Raw genomic sequence first — 26,082 nt, 5'->3', positions numbered from 1 at the left:
ATGAGATCTGGAGGCTCCGGCGCCACAGTTCCGCCGCCGGCCAAGTCGAGCTAGTAAGGGCCGATGTCCGACGCTCGTGTTTCCCCCACCCAAGACTTCCTCTGGCGCCTCGAGGCGTTCGGCTACGACCTGTTCATGGGCCTGTTCCGCCTCTTGGGCGTGGACGGAGCCTCGGCTTTGGGCGGGTGGTTCGGGCGCACCTTCGGGCCGCTGAGCGGGGCCCACAAGGTGGCCGACCGCAATCTTCGCCTGGCTTTCCCGGAAAAGGACGCCGCCTGGCGCGCCGACATGCTGCGCAGGCAGTGGGACGGCCTGGGCCGCACGTTCGGCGAGTTCCCGCTGATGGACAAGCTCCTGTCCTCGCCCGGCCGGGTGGAGGTCGTGAATGCCGAGCGCCTGGCCCAGATCGCCCGCGACATGGAGCCGGTGGTGTTCGTTTCGGGCCACCTGTCGAACTGGGAAGTGATGCCGGCGGCGATCGTCTTTTCCGGCGTCACCTGCCAGATGACCTATCGCGCGGCCAACAACCCCTACATCGATGAGCGCATCAAGAAGAGCCGCTTCCGCTACGGCGTGCGGCTGTTCGCGCCCAAGGGCGGCGACGGCGCGCGCGAACTGCTCGACGCCATGAAGCGCGGCGAGTCGGTGGCGCTGATGAACGACCAGAAGTTCAACGGCGGCGTGGCGGCCCCGTTCTTCGGCCACGACTCGCGCACCGCGCCGGGGCCAACGCGCCTGGCCATCCGCTTCGGCACGGTGCTGCAGCCGATGTCGGTGCAGCGCACCAAGGGCGCGCATTTCCGCGCCGTGGTCCATGATCCGATCGTCCCGCCCAGCACCGGCGATCGCAGCGCCGACATCGAGGCCGGCGTGCGCATGGTCAACGCCTTCATGGAAGACCGCATCCGCGAGCGCCCGGAGGAGTGGTTCTGGGTCCACCGCCGCTGGCCCAACGAGGTCTATGCGGCGCTGCTGGCGGGCGAGATCAGCACGAACTGAGGCGCGCCCTGCGTCTTCCTCGCCCTTCGACGAGCTCAGGGTGAGGAAGAGGGCGGGCGTGACAGTCGAAACCTCATCCTGAGCCTGTCGAAGGACGAGGTTTCGCGCCCCTAAAGCTCGATCGCGCCCTTGTCGGTGCCGCGACGGAACGGGCCGCCATAGTGCGGGTCCTGGCGGCGGCGGCGGCAGGGGCCGAAATAGTCGCCGCTGCGGATGAACGGCCGCGGCTTGAAGATCACCATGTCGATGCGGTCGAGCAGCGAGCGGGCCGTGACCGGCTTGACGACGATCTCGGTGACGCCGGCGTCGCGGGCCTCGAACACCCGGTGCCGTTCGGCGAAGCCCGTCAGCATGATGATCGGCAGGAACGGGTCGGGGCTGTCGGGCGAATTGCGCACCAGCTGGGTGAACTGCACCCCGTCCAGCGGCGACATCTTGAAGTCGACGATGGCGATGTCGATCTGGCGATCCTTCAGGATCTGCAGGCCCTCGGCGCCGTCGATCGCCTCATGCACATGGCGCACGCCGACCCCTTTCAGGATCGTGCTGACGATCGCCCGCATGTGGTGGTTATCGTCCACCAGGAGGAAACGGAGCTTGTCGAGCACCGCGGACATGCGGGATTACGCCTCATACGCGAGTTTCAAAAGCGGGGCTGGGGATAACCATAACCGAGCGGGCCTGTCGATAGGGGGTGTCCCGAAATGGTCAAGTTTGATCGCGTCACTGTCGCATTCCTGCGTCAACGACCCACAGGCTGGGATCGAGATTGCGGTCGCGCCACTTGAGGCGCCAGCACAGGTGCGGGCCCGTGGCGCGGCCCTCCTTGCCGACCGCGCCGATGACCTGGCCCTGGGCCAGGCGCTGGCCGGCGGCCACGTCGACGCGCGAGAGGTGCAGGTAGGCGCTGACCAGGCCCTGGCCGTGGTCGATGAGCACGAGGCCGCCCTCGAAGTGCAGGCCGGTCTCGGCGAAGGCGACGACGCCGGCGGCGGGGGCGATCACTGGCGTTCCCACCGGCGCGGCCAGGTCGACGCCGTAGTGCGGGCGCTTGGGTTCGCCGTTGAGGATCCGCTGGCCGCCGAACCGCGACGAGCGCCGCGTCGCCTTCACCGGCCAGATGAAGCCCGTGCGGAAGAAGTCGCCGTCGACGCGGCTGGAAAAGCCCGCGGCCTTGCGCGCGCCCTCGGCGGCGATGCGGGCCAGGAGGACTGGGTCTTCCGGAGAGACCTGCGACGGCGGCAGGCCGTCGATGCGCTGGATGTCGAAGGTTCCCGGCGCGATCGCCACGCGGTGGCTGGCCGAGCCGTCCGGCGTCTGGACGGTGATCTCGACGCTGGGCGGCGCGTCGCGGTCGAAGCCGACCACGAACCAGCCGTCGGTCGAGGCCTGGGTGGTGGGGACGCCGTCGACCAGCACCTCGGCGCGTGGCGCAGTGCGGCCCAGCGCATAGCCGCCCTGTTCGAGGCGGCCGTTGAGGACCAGCCCCGGCGCCGCGGCGGCGGCGGGGAAGGCGAGGGGAGCGACGCCGCCGACGAAGGCGGCGAGAAGCGCCCGTCTATTCGGAGGCCAGGGATTCAGGCCTTGGTCTCCTGCCAGCGCTTCAGCGCTTCCTTCGGCGTGGCGTAGGCTTCCTGCAGCTCGGGGCTCCAGTAGCGCAGGGCCTCCAGCGGGATCTTCGCGCCGGTGACGGCGCAGACCACGTACTGGCCGGGCTGGAGCACGGCGAAGTCGCCGTCGCCATAGTGCAGGACGGCCAGGCCGGATTTTCCGAGGTCGCGATCGTAAGCGTTCATGGGGACTCTTCTACGCCAATCGGTGCGTCTAGAACAGGTCGCCCTGTGAGGACGGGGGCGAGGGCGGCGGCGCGGGTTTCGGGCGCGGCGCGGGCTTTGGCGCAGCCGCCGCGATCGGCGCGGGCGGGGGAGGCGGCGGCGTGGCGCCTTCGCCGTCGATCACCGCGTCGCGCTCGCCGTGCTTGAACTTCAGGTTCACGCGCTCGCCGGCGGCCAGGTCGGCGGCCGAGCGGGCCAGGGTCCCGTCCATTTTGCGCACGAGGGCGAAGCCCAGCTCCAGCGGACGTTCCGGGTTCAGCGACTGGCGCAGCTTGTCCAGGCCCGCCAGGCGGTCGGCCTCGCGGTCCAGGCGGCGCCTGGCCACGGCGTTGAGGCGATCCCACAGGGCCGGCAGGCGGGCGTGCTGGGCGGCGCGCTCGGGCGCGCGGCGCGCGGCCAGGTCCAGGCGGCGGGAGAGGTCGGACAGGCGCTCGCCCTTGGCCTGGCGCTGGCGGGCCAGGGCCTCGGGCGACAGGCGGGCGGTGATCTTCAAGAGGTCCTGGGCGTGGACCGAGGTGTTGCGTTCCAGGGCCGCGTCCAGGCGGCCGGCGGCGATGTCGAACCGCTGCTGGGCCAGGGCCAGCAGGTCGTTGGGCCGGGGCAGGCCGCGTGCGGCCGCCTGAAGCCGCGTGCGACGCTCCTCGACCACCCGGCCCGCGCAGCGCGACAGGCGGCGGTCGTAGTCGGAGACCAGGCCCCGCAGTTCGGCAAGCACCGGCGTCGCCATCTCGGCGGCCGCCGTCGGGGTGGGCGCGCGGCGGTCGGAGACGAAGTCGATCAGGGTGGTGTCGGTCTCGTGGCCGACGGCCGAGATCAGCGGGATCGTCCCTTCGGCCACCGTGCGGGCCAGGGCCTCATCGTTGAAGGCCCACAGGTCCTCGACCGAGCCGCCGCCGCGGGCGACGATCAGGATGTCGGGGCGCGGGACCGGGCCGCCGGGCTGCAGGGCGTTGAAGCCGCGGATGGCGCCGGCCACCTGACCGGCTGCAGCGTCGCCCTGCACCACGACCGGCCAGACGATGACGCGGCAAGGCCAGCGGTCGCGGATGCGGTGCAGGATGTCTCGGATCACCGCGCCCGTGGGGCTGGTGATGACCCCGACCACGGCCGGCATCGAGGGCAGGGGCCGCTTGCGCTCGGGCGCGAACAGGCCCTCGCCGGCGAGCTTGGCCTTCAGGCGTTCAAGCTGCGCAAGAAGCGCGCCGACACCGGCCGCTTCCATGCTGTCGATGACGATCTGGTAGCGCGAGCCGGCCGGATAGGTGGTGATCTTGCCGGTGACGATGACCTCGAGCCCGTGCTCGGGCCGCACGCCCAGGCCGCGGACATTGCCCTTCCAGACCACGCCGTCGATGGCGGCCTTGTCGTCCTTGATGGTCAGGTAGACGTGGCCGTTGGAGTGGTGGGTGACCTTCGACAGCTCGCCGCGCAGCCGCACGAAGCCGTAGCGGTCTTCCAGCGTGCGCTTCAGCGCGAAGGCCAGTTCCGAGACGGAGTAGGCGGGCGCGTTGGAATCGGGGGCGAGGTCGGTCATCGCTGCCAACATAAAGCCCTCCCCGCGGAACGGGGAGGGCTGCATGGCGAGAGCGCCTTTTCGACGCCTCTCTTCTTATCGGTGGCTGGCGCTAGATGTAGCGGCGCAGCGAACGGGCGAGCTCGGTGGCGCCGCCCTTCTTCTTGGTCGACTGCTGCGGCTGGTAGGCCACCCGGGCGTGCTCGACGCAGTAGGGGCCTTCCGAGGAGCGGCGGCCGCAGAAGGTGAAGCTGTCCGACGACGGGTCGCCGATCGGCCACTTGCACATGTGGGCGCCGAGGGTCAGCACGGTGGCCGAGCCGGGGGCTTCGTTGCGCAGGATCGGAACCGACGGCTGCTGGTGGGCCGAGACCGGAACCGGGGCCGGGGCGACCGGCTCGGCGGCGACCACGCGGCGCGGCGCGGCCGGGATCGTCGAGGCGGCGGCCGGACGGGCCGGGCGCGGCGCCTTGAAGGCCGGACGGGCCGGTTGCGACGGCGCGGCGCGACCCGACAGGCCCAGGCGATGGACCTTGCCGATCACGGCGTTGCGGGTGACCCCGCCCAGTTGTTTGGCGATCTGGCTGGCCGAGAGGCCGTCCAGCCAAAGCTTCTTCAGGGTGGTGACCCGTTCGTCAGTCCAGCTCATGGCCCATCTCCGCCTAAAATCCGGGCCATGACGAGAAACCCCACCTCGCCATCGCCCTACATCTGGTGTACAGACCGCCCCGCCGGCGGCTGACCTACCAGATAGTGTAAAGAATGCGTTAAAGCGCACAATAGGCGCCATGTGGTCTGTCCACAGAAACTATATATTGATTCTCGGAGCGGGACGCTTGCGTCCGACCCTCGCCGGGCGCACATGGCAAAGGAATTTCCAGGATCGGGCCAATGAGAGACATGGCAGACAGCGTCGTTCCGCCGCAGCCGCGCGACTATCACGGCTGGAACTGGAGCGGGTTCCTCACCCTCTATCAGCGCGAGATCCGCCGCTTCTGGAAGGTGGGCATGCAGACCGTGGCCGCCCCGGTGGTGACCACGCTGCTCTACATGCTGGTGTTCGTGGTCGCGGTCGGGTCTGACCGTCCTGCGGTCGAGGGCGTGACCTTCGGCCATTTCGTGGCGCCGGGCCTGATCATGATGGCCGTGCTCAACAACGCCTTCGCCAATTCGTCCTCGTCGCTGATCCAGGCCAAGATGATGGGCCTGACGTCGGACTTCCTGACGCCGCCCCTGACCCCGCTGGAGCAGGTGGCCGCCTTCGGCCTGGGGGCTGCGACCCGGGGCGTGGTGGTCGGCGCGGTGACCGCCGCCGTCATCGGCGTGCTGCCGGGCGCGGGGCTGCAGGTCTCGCACCTGTGGGCGATCATCTACTTCGCGGTCGGGGCGGCGATCATCCTGGGCCTGGCCGGCGTGCTGGCGGGCCTGTGGTCGGAGAAGTTCGACCAGCTGGCGGCGGTGACCAACTTCGCCATCATGCCGATGACCTTCCTGTCGGGCACCTTCTACCTCGTGGACAAGCTGCCCGAGCCGTTCCGCACGGCCAGCCACTTCAACCCGTTCTTTTACCTGATCGACGGCTTCCGCTACGGCTTCATCGGCCACGCCGACGGCAGCATCGCCATCGGCGTCGTGGTCACGGCCGTGCTGGCCACGGGTCTGTTCCTGTGGTGCTGGGCGCTGTTCCGCAGCGGATACCGGCTGAAGAGCTGAGAGTTGTAGGGCGTCTACCGCCCCACGCCCTTGACCAGCACCTCGACGTCCTTGGTCGGGCCGTCGTTGATGACGGCGATGTGGGTGTCGTTGATGAAGCGCAGCTGGCCGTCCACCTCCACGCGGGCCGACACCGAGTAGCGGTGGTTCGGCAGGATCTGGGCCGGGTCGTAGGCCAGCTTGAAGGCCACCGGCGGGGCGCGCGTGCCGTCGATCACGTCCTCGGCCAGCACCTTGGCGGGCGCGTCGGCCAGGCTGACATCCTGCAGGCGCACGATCGTCTTCGTGTTGGGCGGCAGCATGATGCGCTCGCGCCAGACCACGGTTCCGGTGACGGCGGCGGGGCCGGCGGCCAGGTCCGCGGTTTGCGGCGTCGAGGCGCAGCCGGGCAGGGCGGCCAGGGCCAGCAGGGCGAGGGAAACGGCGGCCTTCATCGTGAATCCTCCATGCATCTCCCCCATGCCCAGGCTTAGGTCGGATCGTCCCTGGATGGCAAGTTAGCGGTCCCGCGCCGCCAGGGTGTGTCCGCCACGCCCCGCAGGGCGAAAATTCATAGTGATTTCATTGACAGGGCAGGGCTTCGCGTCGACAACGTCGGGCCTTCCAGTCCCCGCGCGAAAGCCCGGGGGCTTCTTGCCTTTTTGGGAGGCCGAATTGAGCACTGCGTCGTCGTCCAATTCCTCGCAACACCACATCATGGGCGTCTACAACCGCGCCCCGCTGGCGTTCGAACGAGGCCGAGGCGCGCGCCTGTTCTCGACGACCGGGCAAGAGTACCTGGACTGCGTGGCGGGCATCGCCACCTGCGGCCTGGGCCACGCCCACCCGGTGCTGGTCGACGCCCTGAAGACCCAGGGCGAAAAGCTCTGGCACGTCTCCAACATCTACACGATCCCCGAGCAGGAAGTGCTGGCCGACAAGCTGTGCGCGGCCACCTTCGCCGACGTGGTGTTCTTCACCAACTCGGGCACCGAGGCGATCGAGTGCGCCCTGAAGGCCGCCCGCCGCTATCACGCGGTCGCCGGCAATCCGGAGCGCATCGACATCATCGGCTTCGACGGCTCGTTCCACGGCCGTTCGTACGCGGCGGTCAACGCCTCGGGCAACGCCGGCTATCTCGACGGCTTCGGCCCGCGCCTGCCGGGCTTCGTCCAGCTGCCGTTCGGCGACCTGGAAGCCCTGAAGGCGGCCATCGGCCCGACCACGGCGGGCGTCATCATCGAGCCGGTGCAGGGCGAAGGCGGGGCGCGCGCCCTGACCGAGGCCCAGCTGGTCGAGCTGCGCCAGATCACCCGCGAGGCCGGCGTCCTGCTGATCTTCGACGAAGTGCAGAGCGGCATGGGCCGGACCGGCAAGCTGTTCGCCCACGAGTGGGCGGAAGGCGCCGAGCCCGACATCATGTGCGTGGCCAAGGCCCTGGGCGGCGGCTTCCCCGTCGGCGCGTGCCTTGCCACCCACGAGGGCGCCAAGGGCATGACCCCGGGAACCCACGGCTCGACCTACGGCGGCAACCCGCTGGCCATGGCGGTCGGCACGGCGGCCTTCGACGCGATCAACACGCCCGAGCTGCTCGACAACGTGAAGACCGTCGCCGGCTACTTCACCCAGCAGCTGAACGGCCTGAAGGACCGCTTCCCGGACGTCGTGCTCGACATCCGCGGCAAGGGCCTGCTGATCGGCATCAAGCTGGCCTCGAACAATCGCGAGTTCATGGCGCTCGCCCGCGACCAGCATCTGCTGGTGGCCGGCGGCGGCGACAACTGCGTGCGCCTGCTGCCGCCGCTGAACCTGACGATCGGCGAGGCCCAGGAAGCCGTGGCCAAGCTCGAAAAGACCTGCGAGGTCGTCCGCGCCCAAGCGGCGGCCTGATCGCAATCTGGACCGACGTCCTCGCCCTTCGACAAGCTCAGGGTGAGGACGTCTACTGAAGCTCATTCGCCCTCATCCTGAGCCCGTCGAAGGACGAGGGCGGCATTTCGGAAAGGTGGCCTGAGATGACCGCCCCCCGTCACTTCATCGACCTCTGGAAGCTCGACGGCGCCACGCTGCGCCTGATCCTCGAGGACGCCAAGGCCCGCAAGACCGCCCGCAAGGGCTGGCCGCAGGGCCGTATCGACGCCGACGCGCCCGCCAAGGACCGCGTGCTGTCGATGATCTTCCAGAAGAACTCGACCCGCACCCGCTTCTCGTTTGACGCGGCCATGCGCCAGCTGGGCGGCGACGCGATCATTTCCACGGCCTCGGATATGCAGCTGGGTCGCGGCGAGACCATCGAGGACACCGCCAAGGTGCTGTCGCGCATGGTCGACGCGGTGATGATCCGCGCCAACGTCCATGCCGACGTCGAGCGCTTCGCGCAGGTCTCGACGGTGCCGGTGATCAACGGCCTGACCGACAAGAGCCACCCCTGCCAGATCATGGCCGACCTGCTGACGATCGAAGAGCATCGCGGCGACGTGGGCGGCAAGACCATCGCCTGGGTGGGCGACGGCAACAACGTCTGCTCCAGCTTCATCCACGCCGCCCCGCTGCTGGGCTTCAAGCTGAAGATCGCCTGCCCGGCGGTCTATCACGCCGACCTGCACGACCTGGCCCGCGCCGCCGGCCTGAACGGCGACGTGACCATGAGCGAGGACCCCAAGGAAGCCGTGCGCGGCGCCGACGTGGTCGTGGCCGACACCTGGGTCTCGATGGGCGACACCGACCACGACGAGCGTCTGAAGGCCTTCGAGCCCTACCAGGTCGACGACGCCCTGATGGATCTGGCCAAGCCCGACGGCGTGTTCCTGCACTGCCTGCCCGCGCACCGCGGCGAGGAAGTCACCGACGCCGTCCTCGACGGCCCGCGCTCGCTGGTCTGGGACGAGGCCGAGAACCGCATCCACGCCCAGAAGTCGGTCCTGGCCTGGTGCTTCGGGGCGATCGGCTGACCATGGCCCGCATCGAGCTCGACAAGGACGTCCGCGAGGCCGCCCTGCGCAAGCTGACGCTCTACATGCGCGACGAGCTCGATCGCCCGGTCAGCGGCCTGGAGGCGGGCTTCCTGCTCGACTTCATCGGCGAGACCCTGGGCCCGGCGTTCTTCAACCAGGGCGTCCGCGATGCGCAGACCCTGATCCTGCAGAAGCTGGACGACGTGGTCTACGAGATCGAGAAGCCGATCGGTTGATCCGCTGACGCGGACCCCCTCAGTCGCTCCGCGACAGCTCCCCCAAAGGGGGAGCATCTTCGTCAATCAGATCCTCCCCCTTTGGGGGAGGTGGCCCGAAGGGCCGGAGGGGGCTAGCGCCGCTTGCCCCGCCGCACGCCCTTGGGCAGTCCGCCGCGCGGCTTGACCGCCGCCTGCCGCCGCGCGCCCAGGCGCGGGCGCGGCAGCTTCGGATCCGCCGGCAGCGGGTCGGTCAGCATCTCGAACAGCAGGCCGCCGGTCACCGGCGTGGCCTCGCGCAGGCGCACCTCGACCGACAGGCCCAGGGGCCAACGCTTGCCGGTGCGCTCGCCGACCAGCGAGTGCAGCTTCTCGTCGTGGACGAAGAACTCGTCGCCGAGGTTGGAGATCGGCACCAGGCCGTCGGCCCCCGTTTCGTCCAGCTTGATGAACAGGCCAAAGCGGGTGACGCCGGTGATGCGGCCGCTGAAGGTCGCGCCCACCCGGTCGGCCAGGAACGAGGCGATGTAGCGGTCGGTGGCGTCGCGCTCGGCGGCCATGGCGCGGCGCTCGGCGTGGGTGATGACCTCGGCGGTGTCCTTGATCCGCGCGATGTCCTGGTCGGTCAGACCATCGTCGCCAAGGCCCAGCGCCCGGATCAGGCCGCGGTGCACGATCAGGTCGGCATAGCGCCGGATCGGGCTGGTGAAGTGGGCGTACTTGGCCAGGTTCAGGCCGAAGTGGCCGATGTTGTCGCTGGAATAGTGGGCCTGCATCTGGGTGCGCAGGACCACCTCGTTGATGATCGCCGCGTGCGGGCTCTCGCGCGTGTCTTCCAGCAGCTGGTTGAACCGCTTGGTCTGCGGGGCCTCGCCCTTGTTCCAGCGGATCTCCAGGGTCTGGAGGAATTCGGCGAGGTTCTGCACCTTCTCCAGGCTGGGCGTGTCGTGCACGCGGTAGATCAGCGGCGAGCGCTTGGCTTCCAGGCTCTCGGCGGCCGAGACGTTGGCCTGGATCATCATCTCCTCGATCAGCTTGTGGGCCTCGAGGCTGGCGCGTCGGGTGATCGAGGCGATCTCGCCGTCCTTGGTGATGACGATGCGGCGTTCGTCGCTTTCGATGGCCAGGGGCGAGCGCTGCTCGCGGCCCTTGCCCATCAGGCGGAAGGCCTCCCACAGCGGCGTCAGGATGCCGTCCAGCAGGGGCGGGGCCTTGTCCGGGTCCTGGCCGGCCGGCGGCGGCGCGCCATCGATGGCGGCCTGGGCCTGCTCGTACGACAGCTTGGCGGCCGAGCGCATCAGGCCGCGCACGAAGCGATGGCTCTTCTTGTGGCCCGACTTGTCGAACACCATCCGCACGGCCAGCGTCGCGCGGTTCTCGCCTTCACGTAAGGAACACAGGCCGTTCGACAGGGTCTCGGGCAGCATCGGCTCCACCCGGTCGGGGAAATAGACGCTGTTGCCCTTGTCGCGGGCGTCGCGGTCCAGGGCCGAGCCGGGGCGCACATAGGCCGCCACGTCGGCGATGGCCACCCAGACCACCCAGCCGCCCTTGTTGCCCTCGCTGTCGTCGGGATGGGCGTAGACGGCGTCGTCGTGGTCGCGGGCGTCCACCGGATCGATGGTCACGAACGGCAGCTCGCGCAGGTCCTCGCGGCCCTCCAGCGTCGGCTCCTTGGCCGCCTTGGCCTCTGCTTCCGCCTCGTCGGAGAATCCGGTCGGGATGCCGTGGCTGTGGATCGCGATCAGCGAGGCGGCGCGGGGGTCTTCCTCGTTGCCGACCGTCTCCAGCACGCGGCACGGCTTGGGCCCGTAGCGGCCGGCGTGGCCGCTCTGCTGGACGACCACCAGGTCGCCGTCCTTCAGGTCGCCGACGCCCGGCTGGGAGACGTCGAGGACGAAGCTTTCCTTGGACTTGCGGTCGACCGGCTCGACGCGGATCTCGCGGCGCTGCTTGCGCACCACGCCCAGCACCTTGTGGGCGCTCTGGCCCAGGCGCTTGATAAGTCGGGCCTCGTACTCGCCGCTTTCCAGCTTTTCGAAGCGCACCAGCAGGCGGTCGCCCAGTCCGGGCGCGCCGGCGGCGGCCTCGTTGCGATCGGGGGCCAGGCGCACCAGGGCTACGTCTTCGTCGGCCTTGGTCAGCTTGACGAAGAGGTCGCCGTCGGCGTCGCGCTCGATCACGTCGGCCACGCCGACCGGGGGCAGTGCGCCGGCCTCGGCGAAGCCGCGGCGGCCGCGCTTGCCCAGCTGACCCTGGGCTTCCATCTCGCGGATCATCTCGCGCAGGGCGCGGCGATCGGCGCCCTTCAGACCGAAGTGGCGGGCGATGTCGGCCTTGGCGGCCTCGCCGGCGTCGCGCAGGAACGCCAGCAGCGTCTCCTTGTCGGGCAGGCCGGCGGGCGGACGAGCCTTCGAAGCCATCTTCGGGCGCGAGGTCTTGGGAGAAGCGGTCTTGGGGAGGCGAGGTTTGGCCATTGCTCCCCTCTAAGCCGTTTCAGGGCCGAGGGGAACGGGGCGGACCTTAGTAGAGGTCTTCGATCCGCTGCGGCGTCTGCTGGGCGGGCGGAACCTCGGGCTTCTTTTCGGCCGGAGGCGGCGTCACCGGCGCGACCGGCGCCTGGACCACCGGCGGCGTTTCGGGGGCGACCTCCTCGGGGGCTTCCTCGGCCGGCTTGACCGGCGGGGGAGGGGGCGGCGGGGCGACCTCGACCGGGGCCGGGGTCGCATCCTTGACCGGCACGCCCGACACCTCGGCCAGCGGCGCGGTCGAGACCGCGTCCGCCGGCTTGCCGGTGTCCAGGGCGCCGCGCAGGCCCAGCACGAAGCCCACGACGCTGATCGCCGACAGCAGGACCACCACCAGCGGCAGCGGCATGGGACGTTCGAGCGTGGTCATCGCGCTAGTCTACTCCCCCCGGTCGCCCGCCGTCACGCCTCGGTCTTGGCCTTGGCCGGCGCCTTCTTGGCGGCCGGCTTCTTGGCCGCCGTGGTCTTGGCGGCGGCCTTCTTCGGCTTGGCCTCGGCGGCTTCGCCTTCCGCTTTCGCGGCTTTTGCCTTGGCCGGAGCCTTCTTCGGCGCGGCGGCCTTCTTGGCCGGCTTCTTGCCGCCGCCCTTGGCGACGCGCTCGGCCAGCAGGGTCACCGCTTCGGCCAGGGTCAGGGCCGCGGGATCCGCGCCCTTGGGCACGTTGGCGTTGGTGTCGCCGTGTTTGATGTACGGACCAAAGCGGCCCGACAGCACGCGCACCGGCTTGCCGTCCTCGGGGTGATTGCCCAGCTCCGCCAGCGCCGCGGCGGCCGCGCGCTGCGGACGCCCGCCGCCGGCCCGCTTGTCGGCCAGGATGGCGACGGCGCGGTTGAGGCCGACGTCGAACACCTCGTCGGCGTTTTCCAGGTTGGCGTAGGTGCCGTCGTGCAGCACGAACGGTCCGAAGCGCCCCAGGCCCGCCGTGATCGGCTTGCCGTCGTCGGGGTGCATGCCGACCTCGCGGGGCAGGGACAGCAGGCGCAGGGCCTTCTCCAGGTCCAGCGCGGCCGGGGTCCAGCCCTTGGGCAGGGACGAGCGCTTGGGCTTCTCGCCCTCGGCCGCCACCTCTTCCACATAGGGGCCAAAGCGGCCATTCTTCAGCCACACGGCGCGGCCGGTGGCGGGGTTGATCCCCAGTTCCTTGTCGGCGCTCTCGGCCTCGCCGTCGCCCTCGGCCACGCCCAGCTGGCGGGTGTAGCGGCACTCCGGATAGTTCGAGCAGCCGATGAAGGCGCCGAACTTGCCGGTCTTCAGCGACAGCATGCCAGAGCCGCAGGTCGGGCACAGGCGCGGGTTCGTACCATCGCCTTTGTCGGGGAAGATGTGCGGGCCCAGCGCGTCGTTCAGCGCGTCGAGCACGTTGGTGGTGCGCAGTTCGGCGATCTCGCCGACGGCGGCGTGGAAGTCCTTCCAGAACTCGCGCAGGAATTCCTTCCAGTCGAGCTTGCCGTCGGAAACGAGGTCGAGGCGCTCTTCCAGGGCCGCGGTGAAGTCGTACTCGACGTAGCGGCGGAAGAACTGCTCGAGGAAGGCGGTGACCAGGCGGCCCTTGTCTTCGGGGATGAAGCGCTGCTTCTCCATCCGCACGTACTCGCGGTCGCGCAGCACGCCCAGCACCGAGGCGTAGGTCGACGGCCGGCCGATGCCCAGCTCTTCCATCTTCTTGACGAGGCTGGCTTCCGAATAGCGCGGCGGCGGTTCGGTGAAGTGCTGGTCGGCCCGGGCCTCGATGACCTTGGCGGCGGCGCCCTCGACGATGGCCGGCAGGCGGGCGCTGTCTTCGCCCTCCTCGTCGTCACGGCCTTCCTCGTAGACGGCCAGATAGCCGGGGAACAGCACCACTTGGCCGGTGGCGCGCAGGCCGGTGCGGCCGTCGTGGCTTTCCAGGTCGACGGTGGTGCGCTCGATGCGGGCGCTTTCCATCTGCGAGGCGATGGTGCGCTTCCAGATCAGCTCGTACAGGCGGCCCAGGTCCGGATCCAGGCGCAGCGAGCCGGGGTTGCGGCGCATGCTGGTCGGGCGGATGGCTTCGTGGGCCTCCTGGGCGTTCTTGGCCTTCGACTTGTAGATGCGCGGGGCGTCCGGCACGTAGTCCTTGCCGTAGACGGCGCCGATCACCTCGCGGGCGTCGGCGATGCCTTCCGGCGCGATCGAGACGCCGTCGGTACGCATGTAGGTGATGAGACCCACGGTCTCGCCGCCGATGTCGATGCCTTCGTACAGCTTCTGGGCGGCCTGCATGGTGCGCTGGGCGCTGAAGCCCAGCTTGCGGGCGGCTTCCTGCTGCAGGGTCGAGGTGGTGAAGGGCGGGGCGGGCGAGCGCTTGCCGGGTTTCTTCTCGACGGCCTCGACCTTGAAGGTCGCGGACTGCACGGCGGCCTTGGCGGCCAGGGCCGAGGTTTCGTTGCCGAGGTCGAACTTGGTGAGCTTCTTGCCGTCGTGCTTGACCAGGCGCGCCAGGAACGGATCGCTGCCGGCCGAGACGTCGGCGTCGACGGTCCAGTATTCCTGGGTCTTGAAGCGCTCGATCTCGATCTCGCGGTCGACGACCAGGCGCAGGGCCACCGACTGCACGCGGCCGGCCGAGCGCGAACCGGGCAGCTTGCGCCACAGCACGGGCGACAGGGTGAAGCCCACCAGATAGTCGAGGGCGCGGCGGGCCAGGTAGGCCTCGACCAGCTCCATGTCGAGGTCGCGCGGCGCGCGCATGGCCTCGGTCACGGCGGCCTTGGTGATGGCGTTGAAGGTGACGCGCTGGATCTGCTTGTCCTTCAGCGCCTTCTTCTTGTTCAGCACCTCGAGCACGTGCCAGCTGATCGCTTCCCCTTCGCGATCCGGGTCGGTGGCGAGGATCAGGCGGTCGGCCCCCTTCAGCGCATCGACGATGTCGGAGATGCGTTTGGACGACTTGGCGTCGACCTCCCAGCTCATGGCGAAGTCGTTGTCGGGCTCCACCGATCCGTCCTTCGACGGCAGGTCGCGGATATGCCCGTAGGAGGCCAGAACCGTGTAGTCGGACCCGAGGTACTTGTTGATGGTCTTGGCCTTGGCCGGGCTCTCGACGACGACGACGTTCATTACGACTCTGGGCTAGGGGAGGTGGATCGCCTTCCGGGCGAACCAGGGGGCGAGCGCCGGAAAGTGGGGGCGAGCCTATGACAATGTCAACGGCGGCTGTGCGAACCTTCGCAATTGCCGAGCATTCGCCTGTCGACCTCTCTCTTTAGAGAGAGTGGTGTCGAACGTCAGGCCGTTCCGGATTTGCGTGGGCGGCCGCCCTTGGCGCCATTGGCCCGCGCCGCCGTGCTCTTGGCGGCCGATGTGGCCCGTCCGGCGATCCTGGCCATGTGCGCCTTGGTTCCGAAAATCCCGGCGGCCAGCCCCGGGATCGACAGGTCGACGTCCAGGCCCTGCCAATGCAGCCCGTATCCGCCAGGGCTGACGAGGACCATTGCGAGTTCCTCTTCGGTGGCGGTTTCGAGGCCCTGGCCGAGGCGCGCGGGAAAGGCGAATGCAGCGCCGCTGGTCAGTTCGACCTCGATGCGGCCGCTCACGCGATCATATCGCGCCGATCGTGCCCGGGGCTCGGTCTTGGTTTGCTTTTCGCCAAGGGCCAGTGCGGCGTCCATCTCGACATCGGTAAGATCAGCCATGGATATCCCTCCATCGCGCCAGCAGGGCGTCACGGTGTTCGACGACGATCGCCATGGCGCGGCGAATCTCCGCACGCGTCATGGCTTGGGCTCTGACGAGTTCGGGTGCGTCGCCATGTCCGACCAGATCGATTTTGGCCTCGCCGTCTCCGAACACGTGGACGTGCGCCGGCTCATGATCGTTGGTGAAGATCACCACCCGCAGCCCCTGCGTTCGAAGGACGGTTATCATTTTAACCCAACTCGATGGGTTTTTGAAGCCGCTGCTGAGGCCTCAGGTGGAGCGAAGGCGCATAGCGCCGGCGCCTCGGCCGCCTGGGACGTCAGCGCCAGCTGTTGATAGCGTTCGGTCTGGGTTCCTTGTGGAAGATAGGTGACCACCCGGGTCGGACCGTCGCCCTCGCGCACGACCAGTTTGTAGGGCGTGGCGGCGTCGCCACCGCGGCCCTCGCGGCGCTCGACGATGACCATGCCGTTGCGCAGTCCGGCGCGATAGGCGCCGCTGTCCTCGCGCAGATCGGCGACGGTCATGGTTCCCTTGTCGTCGGTTTGGGGCTCGAAGCCGCGATCGAAGATCGGAGCGCTTACATCGGTCACCGTGGCGCAGGGCAGGAAGGCGTCGGCGGGCAGGCGGATCGGCTGGCCCCGGTCGATGTGGGCCTCGATGTCGGCCGTGACGTCCAGCCCGTGAACCTTGGCGGTTTCGACGAAGGCGCGGACCATCGTGGCCTTGGGGTCGCGGTCGCGCGCCCGGGCCTGGTCACGCAGCACGGCGTCCAGGCTTGATCCGGCTCGCCGCAACTGCATGTCCCAGATCGCCGCCAGCAGGGCGCCGCGCTGATAGGCCAGCTTGTCGGCGTACGGGTCGGTCCAGAACTTGCCGGCCGCCTCGTCGCCAGGCATGGCGATGGCGGGCGACGTCGCGTAGTCCCGAAGGGTTTCGTTCCAGGCGGCGACGAAGGCCTGGGGCGTGAACTGGCGCTCGCGCGCCATCAGCCGGCGGGCGTAGAAGTCGGTGAAGCCCTCGCTGAACCAATAGCCGCGCGGGCCCAACGTCTTGCCCAGGCGGCCGGGATTCCAGGCATGGAAGATTTCGTGGGCCAGCAGCACCCGCATGTCGTCCAGGGTCATGTTCGCCGTCGCGGTCATGGCGAAGGCCTGATGCTTGCCCGTGCCGTGGAACGACGCGCCGCTTTGGGGAGCGAGGCTCTGGGCGGTGACCAGGAACGGCCGCTTCTGGTCGTCGCCGAAGAAGCCGCGTTCGGCCCGCAGGATCGCTTCCAGGGCGCCGCTCAGCTCAGCATCGGTGAAGGCGTAGGCCCCGCGGATGGCCAACCGCACCGGGCCGGCGCGGATGATGCGCAGGTCGCGGCCGCCGATCAGCACGCTCTGGCGCGCGTCCTCGGCCCAACCGGCGTCCTCAAGATTGCTGGCCAGCTTGAAGTCCTTGGGCCAGCCCTTTCCCCACCTGAAGGAGGTCGCGCCGTCCTCGCGTCCGTCCACCGTGATCAGCGCGCTCACCCCGTCGACATAGAACCACGAGGGCCGGATCCAGGGCTCGCTGGGATAGCTGTCGGACTGGGCGGGTTCGCCCTTCAGGGTGTTGTTGACCCTGTAGCGCAGCACCAGCCTGCGCCCGGGCCTGGACCGCACGATCCGCGCCTTGGGCGTGTCCCCGGCGACGGAATCCGCGCCCTCGACCGTCAGGTCGGACAGGTTGCGCCAGACGCCGCTGCGGCCCATCCAGTTGTCGGGCAGGGACAGCTTGGTCTCGCCGTCGGCGTCGGCCTTGAAGGCGGCGGTGATCTCCAGCGCCGTCAGGTCGCCGTCCTTCATCACCGGCGAGACGACATAAGCGACGGGATCCGGGGCGACGGGCTCGGGCTTGGGGGCGGCCCATGCGGGCGCGGCCAGCAAGGCCAGGATCAGCGCCGTCGCGACGCTCAGGGTCTTGGAAGTCAACGCAACGCCCCCTCAGACGCCGGCAACCAGGCCTCCGGGCAGCAGTTCGGCCCGATCGGCCAGGGCAAGCTCCACCAGAGCGGCCATTACCGCCGAAGTCGGCGCTTTTACGGCCCGGACCAGTTCATCGCGCGAGACCGGCGTCGGCGACAGCAGCGCCGCCACGCGCTCGCGCAGGGCGTCGTGGTCCAGGTCGTCGGCGGCCTCGTCCGGGTCCCAGGCCCGGTCGCGCTCGCGCATCGACGGCGAGGCGGATAGCGAGCGCAGCACGTCCTCGACGCCCTCGCACAGGATCGCGCCCTGGCGGATCAGGTCGTTGGGGCCCTTGGCGCGCGGATCGAGCGGCGAGCCGGGCACGGCGAACACGTCGCGGCCCTGTTCGGCGGCGAGGCGTGCGGTGATCAGCGAGCCCGACTTGAGCTCGGCCTCGACCACCACCACGCCCAGCGACAGGCCCGAGATGATGCGGTTGCGACGGGGGAAGTCCTTGGCCTGGGCGCGGCGCAGGGGCGCGCTTTCGGAAACGACGCAGCCGTGCTCGGCGATGCGGGCGTGCAAGGACGCGTGCTCGGGCGGATAGATGTCGGCGATGCCGCCGCCCAGCACCGCGATGGTGCCGGTCGACAGCGAGCCCTCGTGCGCCGCGCCGTCGACGCCGCGGGCCAGGCCCGAGACCACCACGTGGCCGTGCTGGCCCAGTTCCGCCGCCAGTTGCCGGGCGAAGCGCTGGCCGGCGGCCGAGGCGATGCGGGCGCCGACGATGGCGACGCTGGGCTGGGGCAGCAGCTCGTAGTGACCCAGGGCCCAGATCACCGGCGGCGGCGGATCCAGCGTGGCCAGGCGATGGGGAAAGTCGGGTTCGCAGGCGCAGATCAGGCGGGCGCCCAGCTTCGCGCCATCGTCCAGCTCGCGCAGGATTTCGTCGGTCGGGGGCGGCCTCAGCGGGGCCGCGCGGCCTGCCCGGCGGGCCAGGTCGGGCAGGGCGATCAGCGCTCGCTCGGGCGAGCCGAAGCGCTGGAGAAGGTGCTCGAAGGCGACGGGGCCGACCGTCTCGGTGCGCGCCAGGCGAAGCCAGGCCAGGCGTTCCTGATCCGAGAGGCCCCGGGTCATCAGGCTTCGGGAGGCGGCGCTTCCGCCGTCTTCTTCTTGCCGATCTTCGGCTCTTCGCCCTTCAGCAGGCGGGCGATGTTGTCCTTGTGGCGGATGTAGATCAGCACGGCCATGAACAGGCACAGGGCCATGATCGGGTAAGGGCGGTCAGTGGCCAGGGCGAAGGGCGCGGCGAGGGCGGCGGCGGTCAGGGCGGCCAGAGAGCTGATGCGGAAAAGGGCGGCCATGGCCAGCCAGGTCGCCGCGGCGAGCAGGCCCACGGGCCAGGCCGCCGCCAGCAGCACGCCGTAGAAGGTGGCCACGCCCTTGCCGCCGTTGAACTTCAGCCAGACCGGGAAGATGTGGCCGGCGAAGGCCGCGCCGCCGGCCAGGGCGACCACCAGCGGATTGCCGTGGCTCAGCAGGTGGGCCAGGCCCACGGCCGCCGCGCCCTTGCCGCCGTCGCCCAGCAGGGTGATGGCCGCCAGGTCCTTGCGGCCCGAACGCAGCACATTGGTCGCGCCGATGTTGCCCGAACCGATCTTGCGGATGTCGCCGGCCCCGCCCAGGCGCGTGGCGATCAGGCCGAACGGGATCGAGCCCAGCAGATAGCCCCCGATCACGGCGATCGCGAGGGTCAGATAGGCGACGGGGGCGAGGCTTTCCAAGAAATGCTACCTTTGCGCGAGCGAAACATGGCCAAGCTTGGCTGGTGAGGCAAGCCTGTTTTCGCTTCTTATAACCGCTTCGCGCGCCGGTTCATGCTTCCGTTTCCGTCAGCCTTTCCGCCGGCTGCGCCTTGGGCGCGGCCGGCGAAGAAAGCGCTAGGGCTCGATATACATGCCGACGAGGTCGAAGCGGGCGGCGACCGTCGAGCACGAGACGTTGTCGGCGGTGAACCGCAGGATCACTTCGCGGCCCTGGGCCTGGGCCGTCAGCGCCATCGACAGCATGGCGTCGCGGTTGGGATCGGTGGGGGTCAGCACGCCGGCGACGCCGGTCTTCAGGAAGAAGTAGAGGTGCCCGCCATCGCCGGAGAAGATGCGCTCCACCTTGGACTGGCACTGGGTGACAGCCGACGCTGTGGCTGGGATGGCCAGAGCCAGGATGCTCGCGGTAAGGGCCGCGATCGTCCGACTGATCATGTCGTGTTCCTTGTTGATTGCGCCCGAAAGGCTTCAGGCCTTTCGACTTGGTCGCTTGGCGAGTTGCTCGGCGCTCAAAACCCTGGCGCGATTCGCTTGGTCAAGCTTGGCTTCGGCGGCGAACGCCTCTGGGCCTTCGTCGTCGATCGCTTCGCGCAGCCCGTGCTTTCGTTTTCGGAAGTTCGGCTTGGGCGCCGTGGCGGGCGTGTTCTAATGGACGGGCCATGAAGGATCCGCGCTACGCCCGTCTGATTCCCATTCTCGTCGCTGCCGTGCTCGGCGTCGGCGGGGCGCTCGCCCTGGCGCATTTCGTCGGCAAGCCGGCGTCCGGCGACAAGCCCGCGCCGGCGCCCGCGGCCAAGGTCGCGCCCGCGAAGCCGGAAAAGCCCGTCGAACCGGTCGCGTCCACGACCTTCCTGCTGTCGATCCAGGGGATAGCGCTCGGGCCGGACGACTATGTCGACGCCTTCGGGCTGAAGCTCTCCGGGGCCAAGGTGCTCAAGGTCTGCAAGACGCCGGTGGGATGGTCGCTGACCGCCGCGCGCGGCGGCGCGGGCCTGGACGGCCAGGCCTCGGTCGGCGCAGCCTTCCTCGACCGCGACCACATCGGCGACCTGCGGGGCCTGGCCCTGGTCGAGGTCGCGACCGGCGACGCCTCGACCGTCGGCGTGTCGGGCACGGCCCAGGTCGGCGTCTATGGCGACATGGGGGAGGCCCGACAGATCAAGCTTGGCCCCGCCCGCGTCGCCCTGGTCCCGGCAGACGCCTGTCCCGCCTGACGGGCGTCCGGCCCTCGATCGCGATCAGCTATCCAGATAGACGCCGACAATGTCGTAACGCGCGCCCTGGCAGCTCACGCCGTCGGCTTCGTAGCGGACGATGAAGTTGCGGCTGGTGGTCATGGCGGTCATCGCCATGGCCAGCATACTCTCGCGATTGGGGTTGCTCGAGGCGATTACCGCCGAGCCCGAGACGCTGTCGGCGGTCAGGTAGTTGATCCAGAGATTGCCGTCGGAGCCGGCCCAGATCTGCACCACCTTGGCCGTGCAATGGGTAACGGCCGAGGCGCTCTGGGGCGCGGCGACGACGGCGGCGGCGATCATCGCCGCCGGAAGCAGGGTCTTCATCTCGAACTCTCTTGCAGGAAATCGCGGGGCGAAGGCGATCGTGCAGAGCACGCCTCGACGAAAACGCTTTTCGGCGCAGCCCCAGGTTACGCCCACAACCTAAGGGGGCTGCGCGTGATTCAACCAGAGGGTTTCCTGGCCTCAGCCCTCGGCACGGTGGACGATCCGGCCGTCGACGATCGTCATCAGCACCTGGCCCTGCAGCCTGCGGCCGTCGAACGGCGAGTTCTTCGACTTGGAGAGCAGCTTGGCGGCGTCGACGATGATCGGGGCGTCCAGGTCGCACAGCACCAGGTCGGCCGGAGCCCCCGGCGCGATGCGGCCGGTCTGCAGGCCCAGCAGGGACGCCGGGGCCAGGGTCACCGCGCGGATCAGGTCGATCAGGGCCAAGCGCTCGTCGTGATAGAGGCCCAGCAGCGCCGGCAGCAGGGTCTCCAGGCCCACAGCGCCGGGCGCGGCCTGGTCGAACGGCAGGCGCTTGTCCTCGGCCGGGGCCGGGGCATGGGCCGAGACGACGATGTCGATCAGGCCGTCGGCGAGAGCCTCGATCAGGGCCTGGCGATCGTCCTCGCCGCGCAGGGGCGGGGTCAGCTTGGCGAAGCTGCGATAGTCGCCGATGTCCAGCTCGTTGAAGCACAGGTGGTTGATCGACACGCTGGCGTGGATCCGAAGGCCCTTCTTCTTGGCGCGGCCCAGGGTCTCCAGCGCCTGGGCGCTGGTCAGCTGGTCGACCAGCAGGCGTCCGCCCGTGGCTTCCAGAAGCGCGACGTCGCGCTCCAGCAAGATCCGTTCGGCCATCGGCGAGATCGACGGCAGGCCCATCCGAGCGGCGAACTCGCCGCCGGTCGCCGCCCCGCCCTTGGCCAGCCACGGGTCGAGCGGGCGGTGGGCCAGGATGGTGTCGAAGCCCTTGGCGTAGGAGAGCAGGCGCTGGAACACCTTGCTGTCGGCGATCGGCTTGTCGGCGTCGGTGACGTAGACGCAGCCGGCCTCGCGCATCAGGCCGATCTCGGCCATCTCCTCGCCGCGCAGGCCCTTGGTGGCCGCGCCGGCGCACAGGATGCGGGCGGTGTCGATGTCGCGGGCGCGGCGCAGCAGGAAGTCGACCGTGCTGGGATCGTCGACCGCCGGATCGGTGTCGGGCTGGACGACGAAGCTGGTCACCCCGCCGGCCGCGGCCGCGCGCGCGGCGCTGGCCAGGGTTTCCTTGGTCTCCGCGCCCGGCTCGCCGGTCTTGACCCGCAGGTCGATCAGGCCCGGCGCCAGCATGGCGCCGCCGCAGTCGACGACGCGCACGCCCTTGGACAGCTTGCCGAACTCGCGGCCCTTGGCCACGTCGGCGATGACGCCTTCGGAGACGATGACGCCGCCGGGGCCGTCATAGCCGCTTTCCGGGTCCACGAGACGGGCGTTGACGAAGGCGAGCGGCTGGGGCGCGGTCATCGGCCTTCCTCCTCGAGACGGTGGGCGAGGGCGGCGAGCACGGCCATGCGGGCGGCGACACCCATCTCGACCTGGTCCTGGATCAGGCTGACGACCGGATCGTCGGCGACGTCGCTGTCGATCTCGACACCGCGGTTCATCGGGCCAGGGTGCATGACCTTGGCCCCCGGCGCGGCGCGCGACAGCTTCTCGCGGTCCAGGCCATAGAAGCGGAAGTATTCGCGGGTCGAGGGCACGAAACCGCCCTGCATCCGCTCCAATTGCAGGCGCAGCATCATCACCACGTCGACGCCGGCCAGGCCCGACTTCATGTCGTGGTGCACGGTCACGCCCCAGCGCTCGGCCTGGGCCGGCATCAGGGTGGGCGGACCCACTAGGCGCACGCTGGCGCCCAGGATCTGCAGCAGGGCGACGTTCGAGCGCGCCACGCGGCTGTGCAGCACGTCGCCGCAGATGGCCACCGTCAGGCCCGAGACGCGGCCGAAGGCGCGGCGGATCGACAGGGCGTCGAGCAGGGCCTGGGTCGGGTGCTCGTGCTGGCCGTCGCCGGCGTTGACGACGCTGCCGCTGACCTTCTGGCTGAGCAGGCTGGCGGCCCCCGACGAGGCGTGGCGCACCACCAGCAGGTCGGGCCGCATGGCGTTCAGCGTCACGGCCGTGTCGATCAGGGTCTCGCCCTTGGCCACCGACGAGGTCTTGGGGTTCATGTTGACGACGTCGGCGCCCAGCCGCTTGCCGGCCAGCTCGAACGAGCTCTGGGTGCGGGTGCTGTTCTCGAAGAACAGGTTCATCAGCGTCCGTCCCTTGAGCAGGTCGAGGGACTTGGACGTCTGCCGGTTCAGCGCCACGAAGGCGTCGGCCAGGTCCAGGAGATCGGCCGCCTGGGGCGCGTTGAGATCGCCCGCCGAAAGGAAGTGCCGCTTGGGGAACGAGAAGAGGCGCTTGCGGATCGTTTCGATCGCCGCGCTCGGATCATGGGCTGAAGCCGTCATGAGCCCGCGTCATAGGCGGCTTTGGGCGGGAAGGGAAGGACCCCCTCAGTCGCTTCGCGACAGCTCCCCCAGAGGGGGAGCATCTCAGCGCTCAGATCCTCCCCCTCTGGGGGAGGTGGCCCGGAGGGCCGGAGGGGGGTTACTCCCCCCGGATCCCCCGCATCCGCTCCAGCGCGCCCTGCAGGATCCAGCCGGCGGCCATCTTGTCGACGACCTCGCCGCGGCGCTTGCGGTTGACGTCGTGCTCGTCGATCAGCACGCGGGTCACGGCCGCCGTCGACAGGCGTTCGTCCCAGAAGGTGATGGTGAGGTCCGGGCGCAGGCGCAGCAGGTTGCGGGCCAGGGCGCGGTTGGACTGGCAGCGCACGCCCTCGGTGCCGTCCATGTTCACCGGCAGGCCGATGACGATGCCGGCCACCTTGCGGTAGTCGATGATGTCGAACAGGGCCGCGGCGTCCTGGGTGAACTTGGTCTTGTGGATCACGGTCAGCGGGCTGGCGACGGTCAGGGTCACGTCGGACACGGCCACGCCGATGGTCTTCTCGCCGGGGTCCAGGCCGATGACCGGCTTGTAGTCGGGAATGGCGGCGGCGAATTGTTCGATGTCGAGAACGGGCATGGCCGGCTTCTAGCGCTTCGCGGGCTCTCAGGCGAGGAAAAGCCCGCCGCGCGAGCCGTCGGGCTTGTCAAAGACGAGGCTAGGCGGGTAACCCACCCCTCTACCGTCGGAAATTTCCGACTGACGTCACTACTGCTTGGAGAAGGCCCCATGGCCATCGACGCCGCGACCGTCCGCAAGGTCGCCCGGCTCGCCCGCATCGCCGAACCCGAAGAGCGCATCGAAGCTCTGACGCAGGAGCTCAACGGGATCATGACGTGGATCGAGCAGCTGGCCGAGGTCGACACCGACGGCGCCGAGCCGCTGACCAGCGTCGTGGCCGCCGGCCTGCCGCTGCGCGACGACGTCGTCACCATGGGCGGCGAGCCGCAGGTGGTGACCGGCAATGCGCCCAAGACCGTCTCCAACTTCTTCGTCGTGCCCAAGGTGGTCGAATAATGAGCGCGCTTACCAAGCTCACCCTCAAGGGCGCCATCGACGGCCTGGCCGCCAAGGACTTCACCTCGGTCGAACTGACCCGCGCCCACATCGACGCCATCGAAGGCGCGCGCGGCCTCAACGCCTACATCCTGGAGACCCCGGAGCAGGCGCTGGAGATGGCCGCCGCTTCGGACGCCCGCCGCGCCAAGGGCGAGGCCGGTCCGCTGGACGGCGCGCCGCTGGGCGTGAAGGACCTCTTCTGCACCAAGGGTGTGCGCACCACGGCCTGCTCGAAGATCCTCGAGAACTTCGTCCCGGCCTATGAGTCGACCGTGACGTCGAACCTGTGGCGCGACGGCGCGGTGATGCTGGGCAAGCTGAACCTCGACCAGTTCGCCATGGGCTCGTCGAACGAGACCTCCTACTTCGGCCCGGTCACTAACCCCTGGCGCGCCAAGGACAGCAACAAGGCCCTGACCCCAGGCGGCAGCTCGGGCGGCAGCGCCGCGGCCGTCGCCGCCGACCTGTGCCTGGGCGCCACCGCCACCGACACCGGCGGCTCGATCCGTCAGCCGGCCGCCTTCACCGGCACCGTCGGCATCAAGCCGACCTACGGCCGTTGCTCGCGCTGGGGCGTCGTCGCCTTCGCCAGCTCCCTGGACCAGGCCGGCCCGATCGCCAAGACCGTCGAGGACGCGGCCCTGCTGCTGAACTCGATGTCGGGCCACGACGAGAAAGACTCCACCAGCCTCGACATCGCCACGCCGGACTTCACCCAGTTCGTCGGCAAGTCGGTCAAGGGCCTGCGGATCGGCGTGCCGAAGGAATACCGCGTCGACGGCATGCCGGCCGAGATCCAGAAGCTGTGGGACGACGGCGTCGCCTGGCTGAAGGAAGCCGGCTGCGAGATCGTCGAGATCAGCCTGCCGCACACCAAGTACGCCCTGCCGGCCTACTACATCGTCGCGCCGGCCGAGGCCTCGTCGAACCTCGCCCGCTATGACGGCATGCGCTACGGCCTGCGCGAAGACGGCGCCAACCTCGCCGAGATCTACGAGAACACGCGGGCTTCGGGCTTCGGCGACGAGGTCAAGCGCCGCATCCTGATCGGCACCTACGTGCTGTCGGCCGGCTACTACGACGCCTACTACCTGAAGGCGCTCAAGGTTCGCCGCCGCATCGCCGAGGACTTCGACAACGCCTGGACCAAGGTCGACGCCATCCTCACCCCGACCGCGCCCTCGGCGGCGTTCGGCCTGGGCGAGAACTCCAGCGACCCGATCGCCATGTATCTGAACGACGTCTTCACGGTGACCACCAACCTGGCGGGCCTGCCGGGCCTGTCCCTGCCGGCCGGCCTCGACGCCAACGGCCTGCCGCTGGGTCTGCAGATCATCGGCAAGCCGCTGGACGAAGGCACGGTGTTCTCGGTGGCCGGCGCCATCGAGAAGGCCGCGGGCTTCACGGCCAAGGCCGACAAGTGGTGGTGATGTGAATGCGTGAAACCTCTCCTTCGACAGGCTCAGGATGAGGTTTCATTGCAGGCGTCGAACTTGATCCTCACCCTGAGCTTGTCGAAGGGCGGGGATCACGCGCGAGAAAAAGGGCGGCTCCAGCGATGGAGCCGCCCTTCGTCTTTTCAGGCCCTTACTGGGGCGTATTGGGCGTCACCGGAACCACCGGAACCGGAGCAGGCGCCGGGGTGGGGGCGGGCACGGCCAGCGGAGCCGGTTCGGCGACGATCGCGGCCGGGGCGGCGGGCGCCGGAGCCGGCGTCGGGGCCGGAACAGTGGCGCTGACGTTGCTCGACGCCTCTTCGGCCGAGGGCGCGCTTTCGACCGCGGCGGGGCGGGCGGCGCGACGGGCGGCCGGGCGCGGTTCGGCGCGGGCCACCTC

27 protein-coding genes and 2 pseudogenes are annotated in these 26,082 nt (G+C 69.6%); 8 read left to right on the top strand and 21 right to left on the bottom strand.

From position 1 onward, the window contains the following. Positions 1–63 precede the first annotated feature (63 nt). Positions 64–999 carry a lysophospholipid acyltransferase family protein gene (locus ACODR1_RS18550; protein WP_488881775.1) on the top strand — a complete coding sequence of 312 codons (936 nt, stop codon included), beginning with the start codon at positions 64–66 and terminating at the stop codon, positions 997–999. A 13-nt stretch (positions 1,000–1,012) separates the two neighbouring features. Here ACODR1_RS18550 and ACODR1_RS18545 read toward each other — a convergent pair. The 6 genes and pseudogenes from ACODR1_RS18545 to gcrA all read right to left on the bottom strand — a co-directional run. After that, positions 1,013–1,188: pseudogene (locus tag ACODR1_RS18545) on the bottom strand (hypothetical protein); the annotation flags it as partial. After that, complete coding sequence (locus tag ACODR1_RS18540) at positions 1,110–1,616, bottom strand: response regulator (RefSeq protein WP_101719653.1); 507 nt, start codon at positions 1,614–1,616, stop codon at positions 1,110–1,112. The pseudogene ACODR1_RS18545 and the gene ACODR1_RS18540, both read right to left, overlap by 79 nt. Positions 1,617–1,722: 106 nt before the next feature. Next, positions 1,723–2,418: a M23 family metallopeptidase gene (locus ACODR1_RS18535; RefSeq protein WP_488881774.1), complete on the bottom strand. Its 696-nt coding sequence runs from the start codon at positions 2,416–2,418 to the stop codon at positions 1,723–1,725. A 158-nt stretch (positions 2,419–2,576) separates the two neighbouring features. Beyond that, a complete protein-coding gene (locus ACODR1_RS18530; protein WP_058347630.1) occupies positions 2,577–2,795 on the bottom strand; it encodes a DUF2093 domain-containing protein in 219 nt (72 codons plus the stop codon). Between the two features lie 28 nt (positions 2,796–2,823). Beyond that, positions 2,824–4,368, bottom strand: coding sequence for an exodeoxyribonuclease VII large subunit (gene xseA / locus ACODR1_RS18525; RefSeq protein ID WP_488881816.1), 1,545 nt, complete (start codon positions 4,366–4,368; stop codon positions 2,824–2,826). Positions 4,369–4,459: 91 nt separating this feature from the next. Then, positions 4,460–4,996, bottom strand: coding sequence for a cell cycle sigma 70 cofactor GcrA (gcrA, locus tag ACODR1_RS18520; RefSeq protein ID WP_488881773.1), 537 nt, complete (start codon positions 4,994–4,996; stop codon positions 4,460–4,462). A 242-nt stretch (positions 4,997–5,238) separates the two neighbouring features. Here gcrA and ACODR1_RS18515 point away from each other — a divergent pair, with 242 nt between their 5' ends. Then, on the top strand, positions 5,239–6,060 hold the full coding sequence (locus ACODR1_RS18515) for an ABC transporter permease (protein ID WP_101719657.1): 822 nt from the start codon (positions 5,239–5,241) through the stop codon (positions 6,058–6,060). Between the two features lie 14 nt (positions 6,061–6,074). On the opposite strand, the gene ACODR1_RS18510 is transcribed toward ACODR1_RS18515, so the two are convergent. Further along, on the bottom strand, positions 6,075–6,494 hold the full coding sequence (locus tag ACODR1_RS18510) for a YbaY family lipoprotein (protein ID WP_488881772.1): 420 nt from the start codon (positions 6,492–6,494) through the stop codon (positions 6,075–6,077). A 220-nt stretch (positions 6,495–6,714) separates the two neighbouring features. Between ACODR1_RS18510 and ACODR1_RS18505 the strand changes: the two genes are divergently transcribed. The 3 genes from ACODR1_RS18505 to ACODR1_RS18495 all read left to right on the top strand — a co-directional run bounded on the left by ACODR1_RS18505 (position 6,715) and on the right by ACODR1_RS18495 (position 9,229). Beyond that, entirely contained in the window at positions 6,715–7,929 is a 1,215-nt protein-coding gene (locus ACODR1_RS18505; RefSeq protein WP_488881771.1) for an aspartate aminotransferase family protein, read from the top strand. A 125-nt stretch (positions 7,930–8,054) separates the two neighbouring features. Next, the gene (argF, locus tag ACODR1_RS18500) at positions 8,055–8,990 is read left to right on the top strand and encodes an ornithine carbamoyltransferase (protein WP_101719660.1); all 936 of its coding nucleotides are present in this window, start codon (positions 8,055–8,057) and stop codon (positions 8,988–8,990) included. Between the two features lie 2 nt (positions 8,991–8,992). Next, on the top strand, positions 8,993–9,229 hold the full coding sequence (locus ACODR1_RS18495) for a DUF2164 domain-containing protein (protein WP_488881770.1): 237 nt from the start codon (positions 8,993–8,995) through the stop codon (positions 9,227–9,229). Positions 9,230–9,342: 113 nt separating this feature from the next. On the opposite strand, the gene rnr is transcribed toward ACODR1_RS18495, so the two are convergent. From rnr to ACODR1_RS18450, 9 genes are all read right to left on the bottom strand, one after another. Further along, positions 9,343–11,631, bottom strand: coding sequence for a ribonuclease R (gene rnr / locus ACODR1_RS18490; protein WP_488881815.1), 2,289 nt, complete (start codon positions 11,629–11,631; stop codon positions 9,343–9,345). A 100-nt stretch (positions 11,632–11,731) separates the two neighbouring features. Continuing rightward, positions 11,732–12,106 carry a hypothetical protein gene (locus ACODR1_RS18485; protein ID WP_488881769.1) on the bottom strand — a complete coding sequence of 125 codons (375 nt, stop codon included), beginning with the start codon at positions 12,104–12,106 and terminating at the stop codon, positions 11,732–11,734. Between the two features lie 32 nt (positions 12,107–12,138). Continuing rightward, positions 12,139–14,814, bottom strand: coding sequence for a type I DNA topoisomerase (gene topA, locus ACODR1_RS18480; RefSeq protein ID WP_488881768.1), 2,676 nt, complete (start codon positions 14,812–14,814; stop codon positions 12,139–12,141). Between the two features lie 167 nt (positions 14,815–14,981). Next, a complete protein-coding gene (locus ACODR1_RS18475; RefSeq protein WP_488881767.1) occupies positions 14,982–15,389 on the bottom strand; it encodes a DUF2442 domain-containing protein in 408 nt (135 codons plus the stop codon). Beyond that, on the bottom strand, positions 15,382–15,588 hold the full coding sequence (locus ACODR1_RS18470) for a DUF4160 domain-containing protein (protein ID WP_488881766.1): 207 nt from the start codon (positions 15,586–15,588) through the stop codon (positions 15,382–15,384). Before ACODR1_RS18470 ends, ACODR1_RS18475 begins: the two co-directional genes overlap by 8 nt. A 29-nt stretch (positions 15,589–15,617) precedes the next feature. Further along, positions 15,618–17,351 (bottom strand): M61 family metallopeptidase, encoded by a 1,734-nt coding sequence (locus ACODR1_RS18465; RefSeq protein WP_488881765.1) that lies wholly within the window; start codon positions 17,349–17,351, stop codon positions 15,618–15,620. A gap of 12 nt (positions 17,352–17,363) precedes the next feature. Further along, a complete protein-coding gene (gene dprA, locus ACODR1_RS18460; RefSeq protein WP_488881764.1) occupies positions 17,364–18,461 on the bottom strand; it encodes a DNA-processing protein DprA in 1,098 nt (365 codons plus the stop codon). Next, positions 18,461–19,108 carry a glycerol-3-phosphate 1-O-acyltransferase PlsY gene (gene plsY, locus ACODR1_RS18455; protein ID WP_488881763.1) on the bottom strand — a complete coding sequence of 216 codons (648 nt, stop codon included), beginning with the start codon at positions 19,106–19,108 and terminating at the stop codon, positions 18,461–18,463. The genes dprA and plsY overlap by 1 nt, the downstream gene beginning before the upstream one ends. A gap of 156 nt (positions 19,109–19,264) precedes the next feature. Next, a complete protein-coding gene (locus ACODR1_RS18450) occupies positions 19,265–19,585 on the bottom strand; it encodes a hypothetical protein (protein WP_488881762.1) in 321 nt (106 codons plus the stop codon). A gap of 224 nt (positions 19,586–19,809) precedes the next feature. Here ACODR1_RS18450 and ACODR1_RS18445 point away from each other — a divergent pair, with 224 nt between their 5' ends. Then, the gene (locus ACODR1_RS18445) at positions 19,810–20,364 is read left to right on the top strand and encodes a hypothetical protein (protein ID WP_488881761.1); all 555 of its coding nucleotides are present in this window, start codon (positions 19,810–19,812) and stop codon (positions 20,362–20,364) included. Positions 20,365–20,388: 24 nt separating this feature from the next. Here ACODR1_RS18445 and ACODR1_RS18440 read toward each other — a convergent pair whose 3' ends face one another. From ACODR1_RS18440 to ruvX, 4 genes are all read right to left on the bottom strand, one after another. Then, positions 20,389–20,712 (bottom strand): hypothetical protein, encoded by a 324-nt coding sequence (locus tag ACODR1_RS18440; RefSeq protein ID WP_488881760.1) that lies wholly within the window; start codon positions 20,710–20,712, stop codon positions 20,389–20,391. A 141-nt stretch (positions 20,713–20,853) separates the two neighbouring features. Further along, positions 20,854–22,155, bottom strand: coding sequence for a dihydroorotase (gene pyrC, locus ACODR1_RS18435; protein ID WP_488881759.1), 1,302 nt, complete (start codon positions 22,153–22,155; stop codon positions 20,854–20,856). Further along, positions 22,152–23,147, bottom strand: coding sequence for an aspartate carbamoyltransferase catalytic subunit (locus ACODR1_RS18430; protein WP_488881758.1), 996 nt, complete (start codon positions 23,145–23,147; stop codon positions 22,152–22,154). The genes pyrC and ACODR1_RS18430 overlap by 4 nt, the downstream gene beginning before the upstream one ends. A gap of 139 nt (positions 23,148–23,286) precedes the next feature. Further along, the gene (ruvX, locus tag ACODR1_RS18425; RefSeq protein ID WP_488881757.1) at positions 23,287–23,766 is read right to left on the bottom strand and encodes a Holliday junction resolvase RuvX; all 480 of its coding nucleotides are present in this window, start codon (positions 23,764–23,766) and stop codon (positions 23,287–23,289) included. A gap of 150 nt (positions 23,767–23,916) precedes the next feature. On the opposite strand from ruvX, the gene gatC reads away from it, so the two are divergent. Further along, a complete protein-coding gene (gatC, locus tag ACODR1_RS18420; RefSeq protein ID WP_488881756.1) occupies positions 23,917–24,204 on the top strand; it encodes an Asp-tRNA(Asn)/Glu-tRNA(Gln) amidotransferase subunit GatC in 288 nt (95 codons plus the stop codon). After that, complete coding sequence (gene gatA, locus ACODR1_RS18415) at positions 24,204–25,676, top strand: Asp-tRNA(Asn)/Glu-tRNA(Gln) amidotransferase subunit GatA (RefSeq protein ID WP_488881755.1); 1,473 nt, start codon at positions 24,204–24,206, stop codon at positions 25,674–25,676. The genes gatC and gatA overlap by 1 nt, the downstream gene beginning before the upstream one ends. Before the next feature lie 157 nt (positions 25,677–25,833). Here the strand turns inward: gatA and ACODR1_RS18410 are convergent. Next, a pseudogene (locus ACODR1_RS18410) lies at positions 25,834–26,082 on the bottom strand (hypothetical protein); the annotation flags it as partial.

Source organism: Caulobacter sp. FG7, assembly GCF_057808875.1.
The sequence above is the reverse complement of the archived record's forward strand: the minus strand, read 5'-3'. Positions and strand labels throughout refer to the sequence as shown.

Coding starts and splice junctions, on each gene's coding strand:
- ACODR1_RS18440 (WP_488881760.1), bottom strand. CDS start 20,712: ATGAAGACCCTGCTTCCGGCGGCGATGATCGCCGCCGCCGTCGTCGCC.
- dprA (WP_488881764.1), bottom strand. CDS start 18,461: ATGACCCGGGGCCTCTCGGATCAGGAACGCCTGGCCTGGCTTCGCCTG.
- ACODR1_RS18475 (WP_488881767.1), bottom strand. CDS start 15,389: ATGGCTGATCTTACCGATGTCGAGATGGACGCCGCACTGGCCCTTGGC.
- ACODR1_RS18495 (WP_488881770.1), top strand. CDS start 8,993: ATGGCCCGCATCGAGCTCGACAAGGACGTCCGCGAGGCCGCCCTGCGC.
- topA (WP_488881768.1), bottom strand. CDS start 14,814: ATGAACGTCGTCGTCGTCGAGAGCCCGGCCAAGGCCAAGACCATCAAC.
- ACODR1_RS18530 (WP_058347630.1), bottom strand. CDS start 2,795: ATGAACGCTTACGATCGCGACCTCGGAAAATCCGGCCTGGCCGTCCTG.
- rnr (WP_488881815.1), bottom strand. CDS start 11,631: ATGGCTTCGAAGGCTCGTCCGCCCGCCGGCCTGCCCGACAAGGAGACG.
- pyrC (WP_488881759.1), bottom strand. CDS start 22,155: ATGACCGCGCCCCAGCCGCTCGCCTTCGTCAACGCCCGTCTCGTGGAC.
- ruvX (WP_488881757.1), bottom strand. CDS start 23,766: ATGCCCGTTCTCGACATCGAACAATTCGCCGCCGCCATTCCCGACTAC.
- ACODR1_RS18430 (WP_488881758.1), bottom strand. CDS start 23,147: ATGACGGCTTCAGCCCATGATCCGAGCGCGGCGATCGAAACGATCCGC.
- ACODR1_RS18485 (WP_488881769.1), bottom strand. CDS start 12,106: ATGACCACGCTCGAACGTCCCATGCCGCTGCCGCTGGTGGTGGTCCTG.
- gatC (WP_488881756.1), top strand. CDS start 23,917: ATGGCCATCGACGCCGCGACCGTCCGCAAGGTCGCCCGGCTCGCCCGC.
- ACODR1_RS18510 (WP_488881772.1), bottom strand. CDS start 6,494: ATGAAGGCCGCCGTTTCCCTCGCCCTGCTGGCCCTGGCCGCCCTGCCC.
- ACODR1_RS18550 (WP_488881775.1), top strand. CDS start 64: ATGTCCGACGCTCGTGTTTCCCCCACCCAAGACTTCCTCTGGCGCCTC.
- ACODR1_RS18540 (WP_101719653.1), bottom strand. CDS start 1,616: ATGTCCGCGGTGCTCGACAAGCTCCGTTTCCTCCTGGTGGACGATAAC.
- argF (WP_101719660.1), top strand. CDS start 8,055: ATGACCGCCCCCCGTCACTTCATCGACCTCTGGAAGCTCGACGGCGCC.
- ACODR1_RS18450 (WP_488881762.1), bottom strand. CDS start 19,585: ATGATCAGTCGGACGATCGCGGCCCTTACCGCGAGCATCCTGGCTCTG.
- gcrA (WP_488881773.1), bottom strand. CDS start 4,996: ATGAGCTGGACTGACGAACGGGTCACCACCCTGAAGAAGCTTTGGCTG.
- gatA (WP_488881755.1), top strand. CDS start 24,204: ATGAGCGCGCTTACCAAGCTCACCCTCAAGGGCGCCATCGACGGCCTG.
- xseA (WP_488881816.1), bottom strand. CDS start 4,368: ATGACCGACCTCGCCCCCGATTCCAACGCGCCCGCCTACTCCGTCTCG.
- ACODR1_RS18515 (WP_101719657.1), top strand. CDS start 5,239: ATGAGAGACATGGCAGACAGCGTCGTTCCGCCGCAGCCGCGCGACTAT.
- ACODR1_RS18445 (WP_488881761.1), top strand. CDS start 19,810: ATGAAGGATCCGCGCTACGCCCGTCTGATTCCCATTCTCGTCGCTGCC.